Source organism: Arcicella aquatica, assembly GCF_034928825.1.
Classification (GTDB): domain Bacteria; phylum Bacteroidota; class Bacteroidia; order Cytophagales; family Spirosomataceae; genus Arcicella; species Arcicella aquatica.
Genome location: NZ_JAYFUL010000030.1, coordinates 54602 through 72049, shown reverse-complemented (window position 1 = coordinate 72049; position 17448 = coordinate 54602). Strand labels below are relative to the sequence as shown.

At 36.8% G+C, this 17448-nt stretch carries 19 protein-coding genes and 1 riboswitch; of the genes, 13 read left to right on the top strand and 6 right to left on the bottom strand.

The features are described from left to right. The 3 genes from VB264_RS16700 to VB264_RS16690 all read right to left on the bottom strand — a co-directional run. Nucleotides 1–272: hypothetical protein (locus VB264_RS16700; RefSeq protein ID WP_323251056.1), on the bottom strand; the 272-nt coding region annotated here is incomplete at its 3' end. Nucleotides 273–303: 31 nt separating this feature from the next. Continuing rightward, nucleotides 304–576 (bottom strand): helix-turn-helix domain-containing protein, encoded by a 273-nt coding sequence (locus tag VB264_RS16695; RefSeq protein ID WP_323251054.1) that lies wholly within the window; start codon nt 574–576, stop codon nt 304–306. A 189-nt stretch (nt 577–765) separates the two neighbouring features. Beyond that, nucleotides 766–2394, bottom strand: coding sequence for an amidohydrolase family protein (locus VB264_RS16690; RefSeq protein ID WP_323251052.1), 1629 nt, complete (start codon nt 2392–2394; stop codon nt 766–768). A 123-nt stretch (nt 2395–2517) separates the two neighbouring features. Here VB264_RS16690 and VB264_RS16685 point away from each other — a divergent pair, with 123 nt between their 5' ends. The 3 genes from VB264_RS16685 to VB264_RS16675 all read left to right on the top strand — a co-directional run bounded on the left by VB264_RS16685 (nt 2518) and on the right by VB264_RS16675 (nt 4554). After that, complete coding sequence (locus VB264_RS16685; protein ID WP_323251050.1) at nt 2518–3480, top strand: hypothetical protein; 963 nt, start codon at nt 2518–2520, stop codon at nt 3478–3480. A 176-nt stretch (nt 3481–3656) separates the two neighbouring features. After that, nucleotides 3657–3881 carry a hypothetical protein gene (locus VB264_RS16680; protein ID WP_323251048.1) on the top strand — a complete coding sequence of 75 codons (225 nt, stop codon included), beginning with the start codon at nt 3657–3659 and terminating at the stop codon, nt 3879–3881. Then, nucleotides 3811–4554, top strand: coding sequence for a PD-(D/E)XK nuclease family transposase (locus tag VB264_RS16675; RefSeq protein WP_323251046.1), 744 nt, complete (start codon nt 3811–3813; stop codon nt 4552–4554). The genes VB264_RS16680 and VB264_RS16675 overlap by 71 nt, the downstream gene beginning before the upstream one ends. A 124-nt stretch (nt 4555–4678) precedes the next feature. Here the strand turns inward: VB264_RS16675 and VB264_RS16670 are convergent, their stop codons facing one another. Both VB264_RS16670 and dnaG read right to left on the bottom strand, forming a co-directional pair. Further along, complete coding sequence (locus VB264_RS16670) at nt 4679–5182, bottom strand: SixA phosphatase family protein (protein WP_323251044.1); 504 nt, start codon at nt 5180–5182, stop codon at nt 4679–4681. Nucleotides 5183–5198: 16 nt separating this feature from the next. Then, complete coding sequence (gene dnaG, locus VB264_RS16665) at nt 5199–7295, bottom strand: DNA primase (protein ID WP_407654660.1); 2097 nt, start codon at nt 7293–7295, stop codon at nt 5199–5201. Nucleotides 7296–7393: 98 nt separating this feature from the next. Between dnaG and VB264_RS16660 the strand changes: the two genes are divergently transcribed. The 3 genes from VB264_RS16660 (at nt 7394) to VB264_RS16650 (ending at nt 10666) form a co-directional block, all read left to right on the top strand. Next, nucleotides 7394–8566 (top strand): aminotransferase class V-fold PLP-dependent enzyme, encoded by a 1173-nt coding sequence (locus VB264_RS16660; RefSeq protein ID WP_323251040.1) that lies wholly within the window; start codon nt 7394–7396, stop codon nt 8564–8566. Between the two features lie 471 nt (nt 8567–9037). Further along, nucleotides 9038–9166: riboswitch (SAM riboswitch) on the top strand. 112 nt (nt 9167–9278) lie between these two features. Beyond that, a complete protein-coding gene (locus VB264_RS16655) occupies nt 9279–9536 on the top strand; it encodes a hypothetical protein (RefSeq protein WP_323251038.1) in 258 nt (85 codons plus the stop codon). Nucleotides 9537–9553: 17 nt separating this feature from the next. Further along, nucleotides 9554–10666: a homoserine O-acetyltransferase family protein gene (locus VB264_RS16650; RefSeq protein ID WP_323251036.1), complete on the top strand. Its 1113-nt coding sequence runs from the start codon at nt 9554–9556 to the stop codon at nt 10664–10666. A 175-nt stretch (nt 10667–10841) separates the two neighbouring features. On the opposite strand, the gene VB264_RS16645 is transcribed toward VB264_RS16650, so the two are convergent. Next, complete coding sequence (locus VB264_RS16645; protein ID WP_323251034.1) at nt 10842–11498, bottom strand: phosphatase PAP2 family protein; 657 nt, start codon at nt 11496–11498, stop codon at nt 10842–10844. Between the two features lie 115 nt (nt 11499–11613). On the opposite strand from VB264_RS16645, the gene VB264_RS16640 reads away from it, so the two are divergent. The 7 genes from VB264_RS16640 to accC all read left to right on the top strand — a co-directional run bounded on the left by VB264_RS16640 (nt 11614) and on the right by accC (nt 17370). Beyond that, nucleotides 11614–12246 carry a YceD family protein gene (locus VB264_RS16640; RefSeq protein ID WP_323251032.1) on the top strand — a complete coding sequence of 211 codons (633 nt, stop codon included), beginning with the start codon at nt 11614–11616 and terminating at the stop codon, nt 12244–12246. Nucleotides 12247–12317: 71 nt separating this feature from the next. Continuing rightward, nucleotides 12318–12512 (top strand): 50S ribosomal protein L32, encoded by a 195-nt coding sequence (gene rpmF / locus VB264_RS16635; RefSeq protein ID WP_184129002.1) that lies wholly within the window; start codon nt 12318–12320, stop codon nt 12510–12512. Between the two features lie 173 nt (nt 12513–12685). Then, nucleotides 12686–13624 carry a phosphate acyltransferase PlsX gene (gene plsX / locus VB264_RS16630; RefSeq protein WP_309912726.1) on the top strand — a complete coding sequence of 313 codons (939 nt, stop codon included), beginning with the start codon at nt 12686–12688 and terminating at the stop codon, nt 13622–13624. An 85-nt stretch (nt 13625–13709) separates the two neighbouring features. After that, nucleotides 13710–14699: a beta-ketoacyl-ACP synthase III gene (locus VB264_RS16625; protein ID WP_323251030.1), complete on the top strand. Its 990-nt coding sequence runs from the start codon at nt 13710–13712 to the stop codon at nt 14697–14699. Between the two features lie 186 nt (nt 14700–14885). Continuing rightward, a complete protein-coding gene (gene efp / locus VB264_RS16620) occupies nt 14886–15449 on the top strand; it encodes an elongation factor P (RefSeq protein WP_323251028.1) in 564 nt (187 codons plus the stop codon). Nucleotides 15450–15468: 19 nt separating this feature from the next. Beyond that, entirely contained in the window at nt 15469–15948 is a 480-nt protein-coding gene (gene accB, locus VB264_RS16615) for an acetyl-CoA carboxylase biotin carboxyl carrier protein (protein WP_323251027.1), read from the top strand. A gap of 78 nt (nt 15949–16026) precedes the next feature. Next, nucleotides 16027–17370, top strand: coding sequence for an acetyl-CoA carboxylase biotin carboxylase subunit (gene accC, locus VB264_RS16610; protein WP_323251025.1), 1344 nt, complete (start codon nt 16027–16029; stop codon nt 17368–17370). Nucleotides 17371–17448 lie beyond the last annotated feature (78 nt).

Below are 17448 nucleotides of genomic sequence, written 5' to 3'. Positions count from 1 at the left end.
ATGGTGAGTTGGTCAATACATAGAAATACAGCCTTGTCAATATCGGCTGTTTCAAGAGTTGTTCTCATATAAGCAAGTTTAGCTTGATAATCAGCATCTGGGCTGTGGACATAGAGTCTACCTCTTTTATAAGAGATTTTCCATTTCTTGAGCCAATTCCATAAACAAGACTTGCTTTTTATCTTTAAATGAGTGCAAACACAAAGTAAATGGTTTAAACTCCAACGGCTTTGCTCAAAACCATAGGCTTTGGGGCTTTGTCCAACAATCATTTGGGTTTGTAGGCAAACATCACTCTCTTGCTCAGGGGGAAAAAGACGGTTTTAAACCCCGTCCTTTTTTGACAAATAAACCTGTGATACCCTGAGTTTGATAAGAGTGAACCCAATCATAAACAGTGTTTTTACGACGTTTGCGTAAAAGACCATTTTGGGCAACCCAGATACCTGGGTGTCCCTGTGCTATTTTCAAGATAGCACAGGCTTTTTCTCGAATATAGGCTTTGGGATGATGAGCAACTAAATCTTGTAATTCTTGCTCTTGACTATCGCTTAAAGTAACAATGAGTTGTCGCATGAATTTGAGTTTTTTTGACAAAAATTAATCATTTTTACCCAAATTAAAAAGAACGAGTATTTTATGAAAGCTAATAAGTCCCTCGCTAGGGATAAGGCTTGAATATCACAGACTTACAAACATATAAATAATCATTTATGACTTAAATTACCCATTAATAGTAAGAATTAGAATTTAACAATCTTATCTCTACTCCTTGCTCCCCTGTACCTTCGCCCCTGCTTTCTTTTCTAATCCTGGTTGAAAAATCTCGAAGTTTTCTTTTGTTTTGGCATCCGTTACAATTTTACGCACATCAGCCAAAAGCTTTTTAGCATCATAAATTACACCATCTTTAATCGTGTATTTTACCCCTCCTACACGAACTACTTCATTGCTTTCTGTCAATCTGATAGCACCTGTACCGTAAAGATTCTTTAGGTTTTTTAGTGGGTTTTCTTCTAAAATTACCATGTCAGCCAGTTTACCCACCTCAATACTACCTATTTTATCAGCCATGCCCAATGCTTCAGCACCTTTTAAACTTGCCGCACGAATTACCTCTAATGGATGAAAACCTGCTTCTCTTAACAATTCTAATTCTCGGATATAAGCAAAGCCATATAACTGGAAGATAAAACCAGAATCTGAACCAGCCGTTACTCTCCCTCCTCTGTTTTTATATTCATTGATAAATGCCATCCAAAGTTTATAGTTTTCTTTCCACTGCACTTCTTGCTCTGTGCCCCACTCTTGCCAATATGAACCATGCGAAACTCGTGAAGGCTGATAAAAACGCCATAACTGAGGCATCGTATATTCTTCATGCCATTCGGCTCTGCGAGCTAACATCAATTCACGATTGGCTTCGTAAATATTAAAAGTAGGGTCGATGGTAAAATCTAGTTTCAGCAATTCATCCATTACTTCATTCCATCGTTTTGACCCCGGTTTGGCTGCTTGTTTCCACAGTTTACCTGCCTCTTCAAAACGATTTTGTTCGTTACTATAATTATAATCTGCTGGATAATCTTGGATAGTCTGGCTGTCAAAAAGTGCCTCAGGCAAACCATACCAGTGTTCCATAGAAGTTAGTCCCGCTCTGGCAGAATTCAAAACATTCCAACGAGCCACATCCACTTGCGCATGATGATATGCCGAACGTAAGCCTAATTCTTTATTTCTTTTAATGGCCACTTCTATTACTTCTGGTCTTGCTCCGAAAAACTTTATACCATCAGCTCCTTTTTTGGCATTTTCTTCTACCCAAGCTTTGGCTTGTTCTGCGGTTGAAATGGTTTCCTTGGCTCCCATTCCAAAAGCTGTATATGCCAAAATTCTAGGTGCAGTAATTTCATTTTTTAAAGATTTTGCTTTTTGGTCTAACACCCAGTCTAAACCATTCCCAGCAGAAGGGTCACGGATGGTAGTAATGCCATGTCCCAACCATAGTTTATAAACATATTCAGCAGGTGTTCCTTGCGACTTTCCGCCTATATGCCCGTGCATATCTACAAAACCCGGCAACATATACATACCAGTACAGTCTAATTCTTTATCCCCATCATTCAGTTTTGGGCGACTTTTAGGGTCTATCGGAACACCCGGATACCCAACTACTTTGATTTCAACGATTTTATTTTTTTCGACTACTATATCACAAGGGCCTTGCATCGGAGAACCGGTACCATTGATAAGGTTTACACCACGGATAATCATCCGATTGTATTGACCTTCGCCTTCTGCTCTCGGTGGTGCTTTTTCTATTTGGGACTGAGCTTGAAAAACAGTTAATATAAAAACCGAGGAGGCGATAAAGTAATGTAAATATTTTTTCATTTTTATTGAAAATTAAAGAATGTTGAATGAAATGGAAAGAAGTAATTATTCTTTTTCCAAGATACGGAATTTATCTAAAATGTGTAAATTGAAGCTCATTTCAATCATTGAAATTCCTCTTTTATGAATCACTTTATCAGAAATAATTTTTTAGCCATCTGTGTTACCTTGGCAGTTGTATATGCTTTTGCCAACGGTGCTACTATTTATCAACAAGCGCCTAAAAAACCCGACGTTACTTTGCTTTCAATGCCTACGGCTTCTGATAAAGTTTTTGCCGACTATTGGTATAAAAACAAAGCTGAAATCAATAGCTATACTTTGCAAAAAGATAATAATGGACAAAGTTCTGTGGGAGAAGCCTTCATGATTTTTGTAACAGAAAATTTTAGAACGGATAAACAAGTAAAACTAGAGGCGGATAATAAATCAGAGGCTATTAGTGTACTAAAGGTAAATCTTACAGAAAAATTTCTGACAGGTATTAATGATTATTCAGTGATGACTTCTGCTTTTTCAAGCGTTGATACAAAAGCTTTTCCCCATGCCTTGAAAGTAGCTACTTCGATACAAGACTGGAACGGAATGGCTTATTTGCAATTAAACAATAGAAACAGAGCTTATCAAATAGAAGGAAAAAGTTATGTTGAAAAAGAGGTTCAAGAAGATTTTGAATTAAAAAGAGCTTGGTTGGAAGATGAAATTTGGAATAGGATTCGCCTTTCACCTGAAACATTACCCACAGGTGATATTGAGATGATTCCATGTTTTAGTTATTCACAATTAAGCCATCAATTACCAACAGTATTGTCGGCTAATGCTGCATTAAAAGATTATACAGGGACAGATTTTACGGAGAAAAGACTAAAGGTATTTTCTATTACTTACCCAGGAAAATCTCGTTCAGTAGAGATTGTTTTTCAAGAAGTATTTCCTTATAAAATTATGGGTTGGACGGAACATAATGTTAATCAAGGAAAAACTTGGACAACTAAAGCTATTTTAAAGAAAACACTTCTAAGCGATTATTGGACAGAGCATAGTCCAAAAGATGTAGCATTAAGAGATAGTTTATCGTTGCACTAAGGATTGAGTAAATGAGTAATAGTTTTCAAGTATAAAAACGATTGCTCTAATTTTTCTATTAGTCCCATCAATAAATGTGGTCTTTGAGTGTACAATGAAATCGGCAGTGTGTGAAGACACCATTTTGGCAAAGCCAAAAACATGATAATTCAACTGATTTTTAATACCTTTTCTACATGAATACTTTATATACAGATGACCAAATATTTATTCCAATAATCTCTGATTATGGCTTCAAAGCTACCTTTGGCAATGAAACAAATACGTTATTTTTGAGAAAAGCATTACAAGCACTTATCAAGTCTGAAGTGCCTATTAAGGACGTAAAATTTGACAAAAATACCTTTGAGGGCATTACTCAAGATAGCAGAATCGGATCGCCGAAGCGATGGAATTTTTGATTTAGCTTGTACTGATGAAAACGATAATCATTTTATCGTAGAGATGCAGTATGGAGAAGCTCCTTATTTTGTACAACGCATGAAATTTTATGCTTTGCACAAATTCAACGCAATGGTAAAACGTGGTAAGTTTGACTATGGAACGCTGACAAAAATCTATTGTGTAGCTATTTTAGCAAATGATATTTTCCATTTTCCTCAATTCCACTCTGCTGCAAATTTGAGAAATGAACAAGGTGAACTTATTGATGACCAATTGACGTTTATTACGGTAGAATTAGATAAATTTACGTTGCAAGAAGTTGATTGTCAAACAGATTTACAAAAATTGATATATACAATGAAAACCATCCATACAGTTACTCAACAGACCCAATTTCCTAAATTTTGGGACGAAGAATGGTTAAAAGTAGCCATTGATGAGTTGGACAGTCGTAAAATGACACCTGATGAAAAGGCTTCATTGGAAATTTTGATTGCACGAAATGCAGAGGCTGTTAGGGCTGAAGGTAGAAAAATAAAAGAAGCAAGAGAAGCTGAAAACTTAGCGGTTAAAAAAGAAACTGTTATTAATGCTCTTTCTATGGGTCTATCTGTTGAACAAAGTGCCAAATTAGCGAATGTTTCTATTGACTTTGTTTTATCTGTTCAACAACAACTAACTGGTGAATAGATATTTGTTGGATTTTTCCCAATTACTTAACAAAATCTCTCTTTTCTCCAAGAGCAATTATATTTTGATAGTAATTCGGTAGCATGTGAAAACACACGCTACCGTAAGAAAGACATAAAATTTTTCAACTATTATACCCCAAAATACTCTCTGGCGAATCATAGAATATCAAATCTCCTGATTTTTTACCTACTTCTGCCCAAGCTAAATTTTCTATTTTCATCCCTACAACTGCACATGTAGGCATCGAGCCAATATCAGCATGGGTAAGGTATTCTGCGAAATAACTGATACTTGGGTTATGCCCAACCAATATTACAGCATTTATATTTTCAGGAATGGCATTTACTGCATCTAAGTAGTGTTTAGGTGAGCTTTCGTACAAATCACTTAACACATGTATCTTTTCGTCAGCAATACCCAATTGTTCCGAAAGTACTTTAGCCGTCATTTGTGTACGCTCGGCATTAGAAGTAATGATTAAATCAATGGGATTGATTTTTGTTGATAAATTTCTGCCCATTCTAGCGGCATCAATCATCCCACTTGAGGTCAGTGGACGGATTAAATCAGGGCTAACTGACTCTGAGGCTTTGGCATGGCGAACCAAATATAATGTCTTTGTCATTGTCTTTGTTTTGTTTCTATCTTCCAACTACGGTTCCTAATTCTTTGGATATTTGCTTTTCAATTTCTTTGGCTTTCATAAATAAACCCAATAAATGTGTTTGCTCATCAGCATCAGAAGTTTTGGCAAGCTGTTGCATCAAGTCTTTCATTTGTTGGTCATTGAAAGCCTTTTTTAATCGTAAAATATTCTGATAAGCCAAATCTGCTAGCTTATCGTCTTCAGTAGGAACAATAATTTCATATTTCAACCAAGCCTCAGAAGCTGAATAACGTTCAGTAACAAGGTTGATGGCTTCTTGTTGAATAGTTGGATTGCTGTGACTAATAAAAAATTTAGTATCCAAAACAACCCCCTGCGTAAATCTTTCTCGGCACATTGTCAGAATATCGTGATAGATGGGCGTACCAAAATTCATTCCATCAATCTCTGATAAAATATACTGCATCAATGTAACGCCTGGCGCAACCCCTGGGTCAACTTCCTTAATGCCATGACTAATCAACAAGCGTACACATTCTTTTTCCTGCAAAGCAATGCCAGTAAGCACCTTTGGGGGACTAACAGGAATATTAGGCTGTATATTTTGTACATTTGTTGTACGATTATTTGGTATAAAATCTGTTGGAAAACCCGAAAACTCATCTTCTTCTGAAAAGCTTGGTAAATCATCAAAATTTACATTTGGTTCAGGTTTACTAAGGGTTACTCCTGACGGTAAATCGTTTTGTAATCGCTGACGATTGGCATCTCTTTGGTTATCCTTTTCTCTTTGTTTGCTTCTTTCTAAAGAAATCTTATTGCTTTCGGCAATTAAAATCCCTTCATCAATCTGCATCAAATTAGCTGTTTTCTGAAAAAATACTGACCTTTTAATAGAATCAGGAATTTTAGAAATACTAGCCACCATGTCTTTTATCAACTCGGCTCTTTTGAAAGGGTCACTTCCAGCTTCTTTGAGTGATAATTCTGCTTTAAAAGTAATAAAATCGCTAGCGGTTTTTTGTATATACTCTACAAAAGCATCCGAACCGATTTTCTGAACATAGCTATCGGGGTCTTCGCCTTCTGGAAAAACGACCAGCTTTACGTTAAGTCCTTCTTCCAAAATCATGTCCATTCCTCGCAACGAAGCCTTAATTCCAGCGGGGTCACCATCATACAAAACAGTAATATTCTGCGAAAAACGAGCAATCAAACGAATCTGCTCTATCGTCAAAGATGTTCCCGACGATGCTACAACGTTTTCGATACCCGCTTGATGCAAAGAAATAACATCGGTATAACCTTCTACCAAATAACAAACGTCTTTGGTACGGATAGCATTTTTGGCTTGGTAAATTCCATAAAGTACATTCGACTTATGATAAACCTCTGTCTCAGGCGAATTTAAGTATTTTGCCTGTGTTTTATCATTTTTCAGAATTCTTGCTCCAAAAGCAATTACTTTTCCTGATACATTGTGGATTGGAAAGGTTACTCTATTTCTAAAACGATCAAAAGTTTTTTGATTTTGCTGAACAGTCTCGTTCTCATTGCCCTTCAAAATCGTCAAGCCAGCCTTTACTAAAATATCTACATTATAGCCATTCCTGACAGCTTCTTTTGTAAATGCATCCCAATTATCTAGGCTATAACCCAATTCAAAAGTACGAATCGTTTTATCTGAGAATCCTCTTTCTTTAAAATATGGATAGGCTATATTTTTCCCTTCTTCGTGCTGAAAAAGGTTATCTTGATAATAGCTTTTAGCATAATTCAGGGCAATCAGTAAACTTTCACGTTCATTCTGTGCTAATTGTTGTTCGTCTGAAAGCTGTGTTTCTTGGATTTCAATGCCATACTTTTTGGCTAAATGCCGCAAAGCTTCGCCATATCCTAATCCTTCAATATCCATGATAAAACGGATAGCATCCCCAGCTTTTCCACAACCAAAACACTTATAAATACCTTTTGCAGGCGATACTGAAAACGACGGTGATTTTTCGCCATGAAATGGACAACAAGCCCAAAGGTTTGCTCCTTTCTTCTTCAAAGAAACATAATCGCCTATTACATCGGCAATATCAGCACTTTGTCGGATTCGTTCTATGGTTGATTCATCTATACGCATACTCAAAATTACACCTTTTTGTGTTGTACAAATCATTTATAGCTTAAAATCGTCAAGAATATGTATTTTTGAAAACCTTTCAATATAACATCAACAAAATGAGTTTATCCTGTCAAAAACATCTTTTTAGCCTTGAAGAAGGTATTCATTATATCAATTGTGCCACCATGGCACCCAATCTTAAATCAGTAGAAGAAGCTGGTATTCAAGGAATTTTGCGAAAAACGCAACCTCAAAACATTACTTCACAAAGTTTTTTTGAAACAACTGAACCTGTTAAAAATGCGTATGCCAAACTGATTAACTGTCCCGACCCTGAGCGTATTGTGTTACTACCCTCATCGTCCTACGGCATGGCAATCGTGGCTAAAAACTTGTATAGAAAGCCAAATATACGAGCAGGGCAAGAAATTGTGATGGTCAGCGAAGAATTCCCTTCTGACGTATATGCTTGGGAAGAGGTTTGTATCAATTTAGGTTTAAAAATGAGGGTAGTTCATCCGCCAGCATCTTTAGAAAATAGGGGTAAAATATGGAATGAAAAATTGTTGGAAGCCATCACTAGCAACACTTGTTTAGTAGTAGTATCACCTACTCACTGGGCTGATGGCACTTCTTTTAATACCGAAATCATTGGTCAACATTGCCGTTCGGTAGGTGCATTGTTGGTATTGGATGGCACACAGTCTATCGGAGCAATGCCTTTTGATGTACAAAAAGTACAGCCCGATGCCATCATCAATCCCGGATATAAATGGCTTTTAGGCCCTTATTCAGCAGGAGTAGCCTATTTCGGAGCTTTTTTTGATGAGGGTAATCCCTTGGAACGTAACTGGATAAATCGGGTGGGTTCTGAGGATTTTAAAAATTTGATTAATTATCAAACTCAGTATAGAGCCAAAGCGGATAGATACAACATGGGTGAAAGAAGTAACTTTATTTTAAACCCCATGCTCACTGCGGCGATAGAACAAATCAATGTTTGGGGAGTAAATGCTATCAATAACTATTGTGATGAATTGCTGAAAGAACCTTTAGAAATTTTACAAGCACATGGCTACTGGGTAGAAGAAAAACCATACAGAAGTAGCCATTTAGTAGGTATCAGAATTCCCGAGCATGTCGATTACCAAAAAATTCAAGCTGCCTTGCAAGAACGCAAAGTTTTTGTTTCGTTCAGAGGACAATCTATCAGGCTTGCGCCACATCTTTATAATGATATGAATGATATCGATGTATTAATGGATGGTTTGTTGAAAGGTATTCAGTAATGTTAAGCTTTTTTGTATTGACCTTCTGATGGGGTAATTACCAGCAATCTTTTCTATTAGTGGTTGACTTAAGTCCTATTGATTACCCACAAGTATATAAATAACTGACAATCAAGGTATTTATCCCTAGCGAGGGACTTAAGTCCCTCGCTAGGGATAAGAGCTTCATGTAGTCAGGCTGTGACATGAGGCGACCAAACCTCGGTTTGAAAGGCGATTTAAGTCTATTTGAACCAATTTTATCAATAATCACATCTTCATTTCAACTTTTTTAAAAGATATGGGTAATCGATAGGACTTAAGTCACTCCCTAATAGAAATGGATTGAACTTAACAGGCTAACCTATTTTTTACCCTGAAAGAAGATTCTTTAGGGAGAATGCCTAAAAAATTTGCTTTTTCAAGCTTTCACGATTTACTTTGCATCATCAAGTCAATTTTCCTCTGAGGTTTCGACCTCCACAGGTAATTGATTTATAAAGAAGAAGGGAGAGAATAGGCTCTATGAACTTCTGGCAACCTACCGCTCGTAAAGGCAAGGTGCTAATTCCTACCTAAAAACTGTATAGTCATTTGGCTAGTTTTTAGGAAATATAAACCAATTACGAAGTACTCTCCCAGTCATTTTTTCATGCTGTAAAGTATTCGTCAGGTTTACGATTTATTTTCGTTTATCGTCATGATTTTTTCGTGACCAAATTTGTCAGCTATTATGTCAAAATTTATTAAAATCACAACGGGCAATTACCTCATTGTTCATGGCTTCGACGCCAACAATAAGGAAATTATTGAAGAAGTAACTGTTCCCCAGAACATGGTAAAGGTTGTGGCCATCAACCGCATACAGTCTATTTCTGAAAAATACATTTTGGTGACGGGTTCGCATGGACGATTAATGTACTGGGAATATGAAGAAAGTTTCGAGGATTTACAAAAGCAATTATCTTATCATTCGCTTTTGATTGCGTAAATAAAGGTTTCACTCAAATGAGTATTGGTGCTCAAGTCTTTTATACATTGAATAATCTTTTTAAATATAATCAAGCCTTTGAATTAGAGGCAGGAGGTATTTTACCAGAAGTAACATTAGCTTATCAATCATTAGGTAAGATAAACGCTGATTGCTCTAATGTAATTTGGGTTTGTCATGCCTTTACGGGTAGTCATGATGTAGAAGATTGGTGGCAAGGGTTAGTAGGCAGAGGTAAACTATTCGACCCTGATAAACATTTTATCATTTGTGTGAATGTATTAGGGTCACATTATGGCAGTACTGGTCCTCTTTCTATCAATCCAGCTACTGGCGAGCCCTATTTCCATACATTTCCCTTTATTACTATTCGCGATATTGTCAATTCTTTTGATTTACTCCGCGAGCATCTCGGAATTACTCGAATCAAAACCTGTATTGGCGGTTCTTTGGGTGGTCAACAAAGTGTAGAATGGGCTATTTCTCAGCCTAATTTGATTGAAAACCTGATTTTGATTGCTACTAATGCACAACATTCACCGTGGGGGATTGCGTTTAATGAATCACAAAGGATGTCGATTGAAGTAGACCCAACTTGGAAAGATAGTCACCCACAAGCAGGTATCGAAGGCATGAAAGCTGCCAGAGCTACCGCCTTGATTTCGTATAGAAATTATGAAACCTATGGCGTAACACAAGCCCGTAAAGATGAATCTTTGGGCAAAGTGCATCGGGCTATGAGCTACCAACGCTATCAAGGAGAAAAACTAGCCCAGCGTTTCAATGCTTTTTCATATTATGTACTTTCGCAGGTGATGGATTCGCAGGATGTGGGTCGTGGCAGAGGCGGAGCTATTCAGGCACTCTCGCAGATTAAGGCTAAAACATTGGTAATGGGCATCAAATCAGATGCGCTGTTCCCGATTAATGAACAAGCCTTTTTGGCAAAACATATCCCTGGGGCTACTTTCCAAGCTTTAGATTCGCTGTATGGTCACGATGGTTTTCTGATAGAAAGTCAATTAATTACTAAGGCTATTAAACTATGGCAGAAGTTTGTGAAACTAGATGTTAACCCGATGTATGATTTCTTTAAGAAATTGGAAAGGAAGAATTTGATAGAACAATAGAGTGATGAATTTTGAGTGATGAGTTTTGAGTTGTCATTTCCATGCAACATCTTTAATCAGACATTTATAAACGACATAATAGAACAGCGTAATTTTGAGCTATTTGAGGTTGCTGTTTAAATAGGCTAATCACTAAATCATTCATTCACTAAATCACTCAATTCCTCCTAAGAAATCAGGGTTTCTTATGGTTAATCAGTCTTCTTCTATGCCAGTCTTTGGGATTATTCTCAAGCATTTTATTAACCAGTATATACACTACCATACTACTAACCGTCCCAACAACAGAGCCCGCCAAAACATCTTCAGGGAAATGTTGGAAAAGATAACATCTTGAATAGCCGGCCAAACAAGCTAATAATAAAAAGAGCACAGACCACTTTTTGTTGATAAGAAAGATAGTAAGCAACGTAAAAACTGCAAAGGCAGTAGTGGTATGCCCAGAAGGAAAACTGAGGTGAATATTAATTTTTACGCCATCAACAAAATACCATTTTATATGCTTATCCGCAAAAAAAGCCATGGGACGGAGGTTATCAAAACTAAGTTTTAATAAAAACGAAACTAGAGAGCTTAAACCCAGAGAAGCCGTAAGTATCAGTGCTTTATCATAACTAATAAATAAATAACTTAGGATGATGGCCACAAAAAACCATCCTTCTCCCAATTGTGTAGCCATTATAAAAAATGAGTCTGCCCACAAAGCATTATATCGGTTAATCAATACCATTTGGTCAAATTTATTGGTACTAAGCACCCATACAAGCCCTATAAGCCATACTACGATATACAAGCCAAAATATAAAGGATTGTTTTTTATAATCTGTTTCATAGAACAAAGGTCGTTATCCAAAAGATATTTGGCAATAAGTACTGGTAATATTTTGTTCAATACTTGTCATTGTAAAAAATAGTCCCTAATTTTGCAGTCTTTTCGATGAAACCAAGTGAATAAGAGCATATTAAATACATTTAAGATTGACATCTTCCGCCTTGAAAACAAGCATTATGTGCATGAATTTGAGGGAGGTGATGACTTTTTTGTGGCATTAGAGCAAGATTTAATCGAAAAAGGGAATTTCAAAGCTACCGTCACTTTAGATAAATCGGAAGTAATGATTCAATTATTGTATCATATTGTAGGTTCTGTAGAACTCACTTGTGACCGTAGCTTGGATACTTTCGATTTCCCTGTGGATATTACTCAGAAAATGATTTTAAAGTTTTCTGACCACACCGAAGAGATTACAGATGAGTTGATGTTGATTGATAGAAATACACAGTATATCAACGTAGCTCAAGATATTTATGAATTCATTGGCTTGCAGATTCCAATGAAAAAGCTTCATCCCCGTTTTCAAGTTGAAGAACAAACATTTTTATCAAGTTTAGATGATGATGATTTAGACGAAGACTTTGAAGATTTAGTGTGGGAAGATGATGACGAGGGAGAAATTGTTTATTCTACTTCAACAGGAGATTCAGATGATGATGATGACGACGATGAAGAAAAAACAAACGAAGATGAACCCGAAATAGACCCACGCTGGGCTATTTTAAAGAAATTGAATAATAATTAATAATTTAGCCACCATACTGGCAAATTACGTTTTTAGATAAATAAAGAATAACAAAATAAAGAAATAAGCAAATGGCACATCCTAAACGCAGACACTCGACAACTCGTAGAGATAAAAGACGTTCACACGATTTTGGAACTCCAAAAACAATCACTACAGATCCAACAACTGGAGAAATTCACTTACGCCACCGTGCTCACGTATTTGAAGGAAATTTATTTTACAAAGGTAAAATGGTTGTAGAAGGTTATGCTGTTCAAGCATAATTAATTGATTTTGGGAATTGTCTATCTCTTAATGTGCTGAATATCAACATTCAAACGAAGAATTGACAAAAAACTATCAGTTTTCAAAACTATTTTCAAACAAAAACGCTGTTTCACACTTCATAAAATGTTATTTTTGTCATTCCGTTAGTGAATAACCAAATAATAATTGAATGAAGATAGGGATTGATGCAATGGGTGGAGATTTCGCCCCAAAAGCTATCGTTGAAGGAATAGTATTGGCAGCTCAAGAATTACCTGCTGGTGTAACCATCGTTTTGATTGGTCAGACGGCAGCAATTCAGCAGATAATTGATAACCAAAATTTTACGGGTTCTAACATTGAAATTGTGGAAGCAAATGAAACAATAGAAATGGGTGAACATCCTGTAAGAGCATTACAGTCTAAACCCAATTCCAGTATCGGAGTTGGGTTTAAACTTTTAAAGACAGGAGCAATTGATGTCTTTGCTTCTGCGGGCAACACAGGTGCCATGATGGTAGGCTCGTTGTTTTCTATCAAAACAATAGAAGGTATTCAACGCCCTCCTATTGCTGGTTTTGCACCACAGATAGACGGTAATTTGGCCGTAATTCTTGATATTGGTGCCAATGCTGATGTTAAACCTGAAATGTTAGCACAGTTTGGCCTTTTAGGTTCTATTTATGCCAAAGCAACAATGGGAATTGAATCGCCCAGAGTAGCTTTGATGAACATCGGTGAAGAACCCGAAAAAGGTTCGGTTATCGTTCAGCAAGCCTATAAGTTACTCCAAGAAGAAAGAAAAATAAACTTCATTGGTAACATTGAAGGCAAAGACTTTTTCAAGGCAAAAGCCGATGTTATTGTAACAGATGGTTTTACAGGTAATATTCTCTTGAAAATGGGAGAATCTCTATACGGAATTTTGTCTGAAAGAGGAATTAAAGACGACTTCATAGACCAAACAAATTATGAAGCCGTTGGGGGTAGTCCGATTATTGGCGTCAACGGAAACGTTGTTATAGCACATGGTTCTTCGTCGGCACTTGCCACCAAAAATATGGTTCATCTTTGTCATCGCATCGTTGAATCTAAGCTAACTGAAAAAATAAAAAAAGCGTTTGCTTAAAGTAATAAGAATGAGCGAATAAAAATTTTGGATAATCTACGTTGATTTTCTAATATTTTATTATTCGAGCATTTCCCATATAACCATGACCAAAATCACTGCAGCAATTACCGGAGTACAAGGTTATGTACCCGAAGATATATTGACCAACGCTGACCTTGCAAAATTTGTTGATACCACTGATGAATGGATAGTAAGCCGAACGGGCATTAAAACACGTCATATTCTACGTGGAGAAGGAAAAGGTACATCTGTAATGGCAATAGAGGCAGTTAAGGGTTTATTAGCCAAAACAAACACTAAGCCAGAGGAAATTGATTTATTAATTTGTGCTACTATCTCCCCTGATCATTTTTTCCCAGCTACTGCCAATATTATTTGTGAGGCAGTAGGCATCCCTCATGTTGGGTCTTATGACATAGCGGCTGCTTGTTCTGGCTTTTTAAACGCCCTTGTTACGGGTGCTATGTTTATTGAAGCTGGTAGATACAAGAAAGTAGTAGTAGTGGGTGCAGATAAGATGTCTTCAATTGTTGATTATACTGACAGAACTACTTGTGTACTATTTGGCGATGGCGCTGGTGCTGTTTTATTAGAAGCTAATACAGAGGGCTTGGGTATTCAAGATTTCATCTTGAAGTCTGATGGTTCGGGTGCTAATCACTTAATCCAAAAAGCTGGAGGAAGTGCTTACCCTCCTACTCACGAAACAATTGACCAACGTCAGCATTATATTCATCAAGAAGGACCAGCGGTTTTTAAATTTGCCGTCACTAGAATGGCCGATGTTTCAGCTGAAATTATGGAACGTAATCACCTTACTGGTGAAGATGTAGCTTTCTTAGTACCCCATCAAGCTAACAAAAGAATTATTGATGCTACGGCGAACCGTATGGGAATAGGCCCTGACAAAGTGATGTTGACTATCCAAAAATATGGTAATACCACAGCCGCTACGATTCCTTTATGTTTGTGGGATTATGAATCTCAATTAAAAAAAGGAGATAATTTAATTCTAGCAGCATTTGGCGGAGGATTTACTTGGGGAAGTATCTATCTAAAATGGGCATATTAAGCCTAAATTGACAACAATATTCCTTGCAAAATTTCTAGTATTTATTTATTTCACTATTTATCAATAAAAGATTAATTTTGCGGATACTTTATTCATAGTAACAAAATTTATTTAAAATAATAATAGCGATATTGCTGAGATGATTACCTGTACTGATAATCATTATTTTAATATCAATTATAAAAAATGGCAAATACTGCAGACATCAAAAACGGTTTAGTAATTAAATTCAATAATGATTTATTTTCAATTATTGAATTCTTGCACGTGAAACCAGGTAAAGGACCTGCTTTTGTAAGAACAAAATTGAAATCATTGACTTCTGGAAAAGTTATTGATAATACCTTCAACTCAGGTGTAAATATCTACCCTGTTCGTGTTGAACGTAGAGTATTCCAATATCTTTATGCTGAAGAGTTTGGTTTTACTTTCATGGATAACATCACTTTCGAACAAATCACCCTTAATAAAGAAATGGTTGAAGCTGCCGACTTGATGAAAGAAGGCCAAGAAGTTGAGATTTTAATTAACGCCGAAACTGAATTGCCTATTTCTTGCGAAATGCCTCCATTTGTTGAGTTGACAGTAACTTATACTGAACCAGGCATCAAAGGAGATACAGCCAATGCTCCCAAAAAACCTGCTACAGTAGAAACTGGAGCAACCATTATAGTACCATTATTCATCCAAACAGACGAAAAAATTAAAGTCGATACTCGTACATACGAGTACGCTGAAAGAGTAAAGTAATCCCTATAACAGTCCTAACATGGAAAATAAAGAAATTCAGAAACTCCTTGATTTTATTGCACAATCAACCCTTGATGAAGTAAACATTGAAACTTCGGAGTTAAAATTATCTGTTAAACGTTATGGTGCAGCACCAGTGATTCAGCAAGTAGCAGCTCCACAAGTGGCCGTTGCTGCTCCAGCGGTGGCTCCTGCAACATCAGCGGCAGCTCCTTCGGCACCAGCTACTCCAGCGGCAGCTCCAGTAGTTCATGCTAATAGAGTTACTATCAAATCACCAATGATTGGAACGTTCTATCGTTCTGCTAGCCCAGATTCACCAGTTTTTGTTGAAATTGGTAAAGAAATTACAAAGGGTAAAACTGTTTGTATCATTGAAGCAATGAAATTATTCAACGAAATTGAATCTGAAATTTCAGGTAAAGTAGTTGAAATCTTGGTTGAAAATGCAACGCCTGTTGAATTTGACCAACCATTATTTGTTGTAGAACTGGCTTAATTTGAAGATAGAATAATTTGCTAAACCTTTAGTTATCAAATTATAAATTCTCAAGTTTTCAAATGCTCAAATTGAATCATGTTTAAAAAAATATTAATTGCCAACCGAGGTGAGATTGCTCTTCGCATCATCAGGACTTGTAAAGAAATGGGCATTAAAACGGTGGCTGTTTATTCAACTGCCGATCGTGAGAGCCTTCATGTAAAATTTGCTGATGAAGCCGTTTGTATAGGCCCACCACCAAGTCGTCAATCTTATTTAAATATTCCTGCTATTATTTCTGCTGCCGAAGTTACTGGTGCAGATGCGATACATCCAGGGTATGGATTTTTATCTGAAAATGCTGAGTTTTCAAGAATTTGTGCTGAATATGGTATCAAATTTATTGGGGCTACCGCCGATCAAATCAATTCGATGGGTGATAAAGCAACAGCTAAAGACACCATGAAAAAATCAGGGGTTCCTGTAATTCCTGGTTCTGATGGATTAATTGATACGGTAGAAGAAGCAAAAGCTTTAGCGAAAGACATCAAATACCCAGTTATCATCAAAGCAACTGCTGGTGGTGGTGGTCGTGGTATGAGAATCATCCGCAAAGAAGAAGAATTTGATAAGTTGTGGACAGATGCTAAAACTGAATCAGCAGCAGCATTTGGAAACGATGGTCTTTACATGGAGAAATATGTAGAAGAGCCACGCCACATCGAAATTCAAATTGTTGGAGACCAATTCGGTACAGTTTGTCACTTATCAGAACGTGACTGCTCTATCCAACGTCGTCACCAAAAATTGTGTGAAGAAACTCCTTCACCTGCCCTTTCGCCCGAGCTAAGAGCTAAAATGGGTGAAGCTGCCATAAAAGGTGCTTCGGCTATCGGTTACGAAGGAGCTGGTACAATCGAATTTTTACTTGACAAACACGGAGATTTCTATTTCATGGAAATGAATACGCGTATCCAAGTAGAACACCCGATTACTGAAGAAGTTACTGATTTTGACTTAATTAAAGAACAAATAAAAGTAGCTGCGGGCGAACCTATTTCAGGGCAAAACTATTTCCCTAAATTGTTTGCTCTAGAATGCCGTATTAATGCTGAAGACCCTAAAAACGGCTTCCGTCCGTCTCCAGGGAAAATCACGAACCTTCACCTTCCAGGTGGTCGTGGTGTGAGAATCGACAGCCACGTGTATTCTGGCTATACTATTCCACCAAACTACGATTCAATGATTGCGAAAGTAATCGTATCGGGACAAACCCGTGAAGAAGTTTTACTTCGTATGAAACGTGCTTTGCAAGAATTTGTGATTGAAGGAATTAAAACTACTATTCCATTCCATATTAAATTAATGGATGACGAACGTTTTAAATCTGGAAACTTTACTACTGCCTTCATGGATGGTTTCGACCTTACAACGCTGTAGTGTTAAAGGAATATAAATAAAAAGATGACCTCAGTTTTGATTAATTGGGGTCATCTTTTTTTTGTACCCCATTAAACC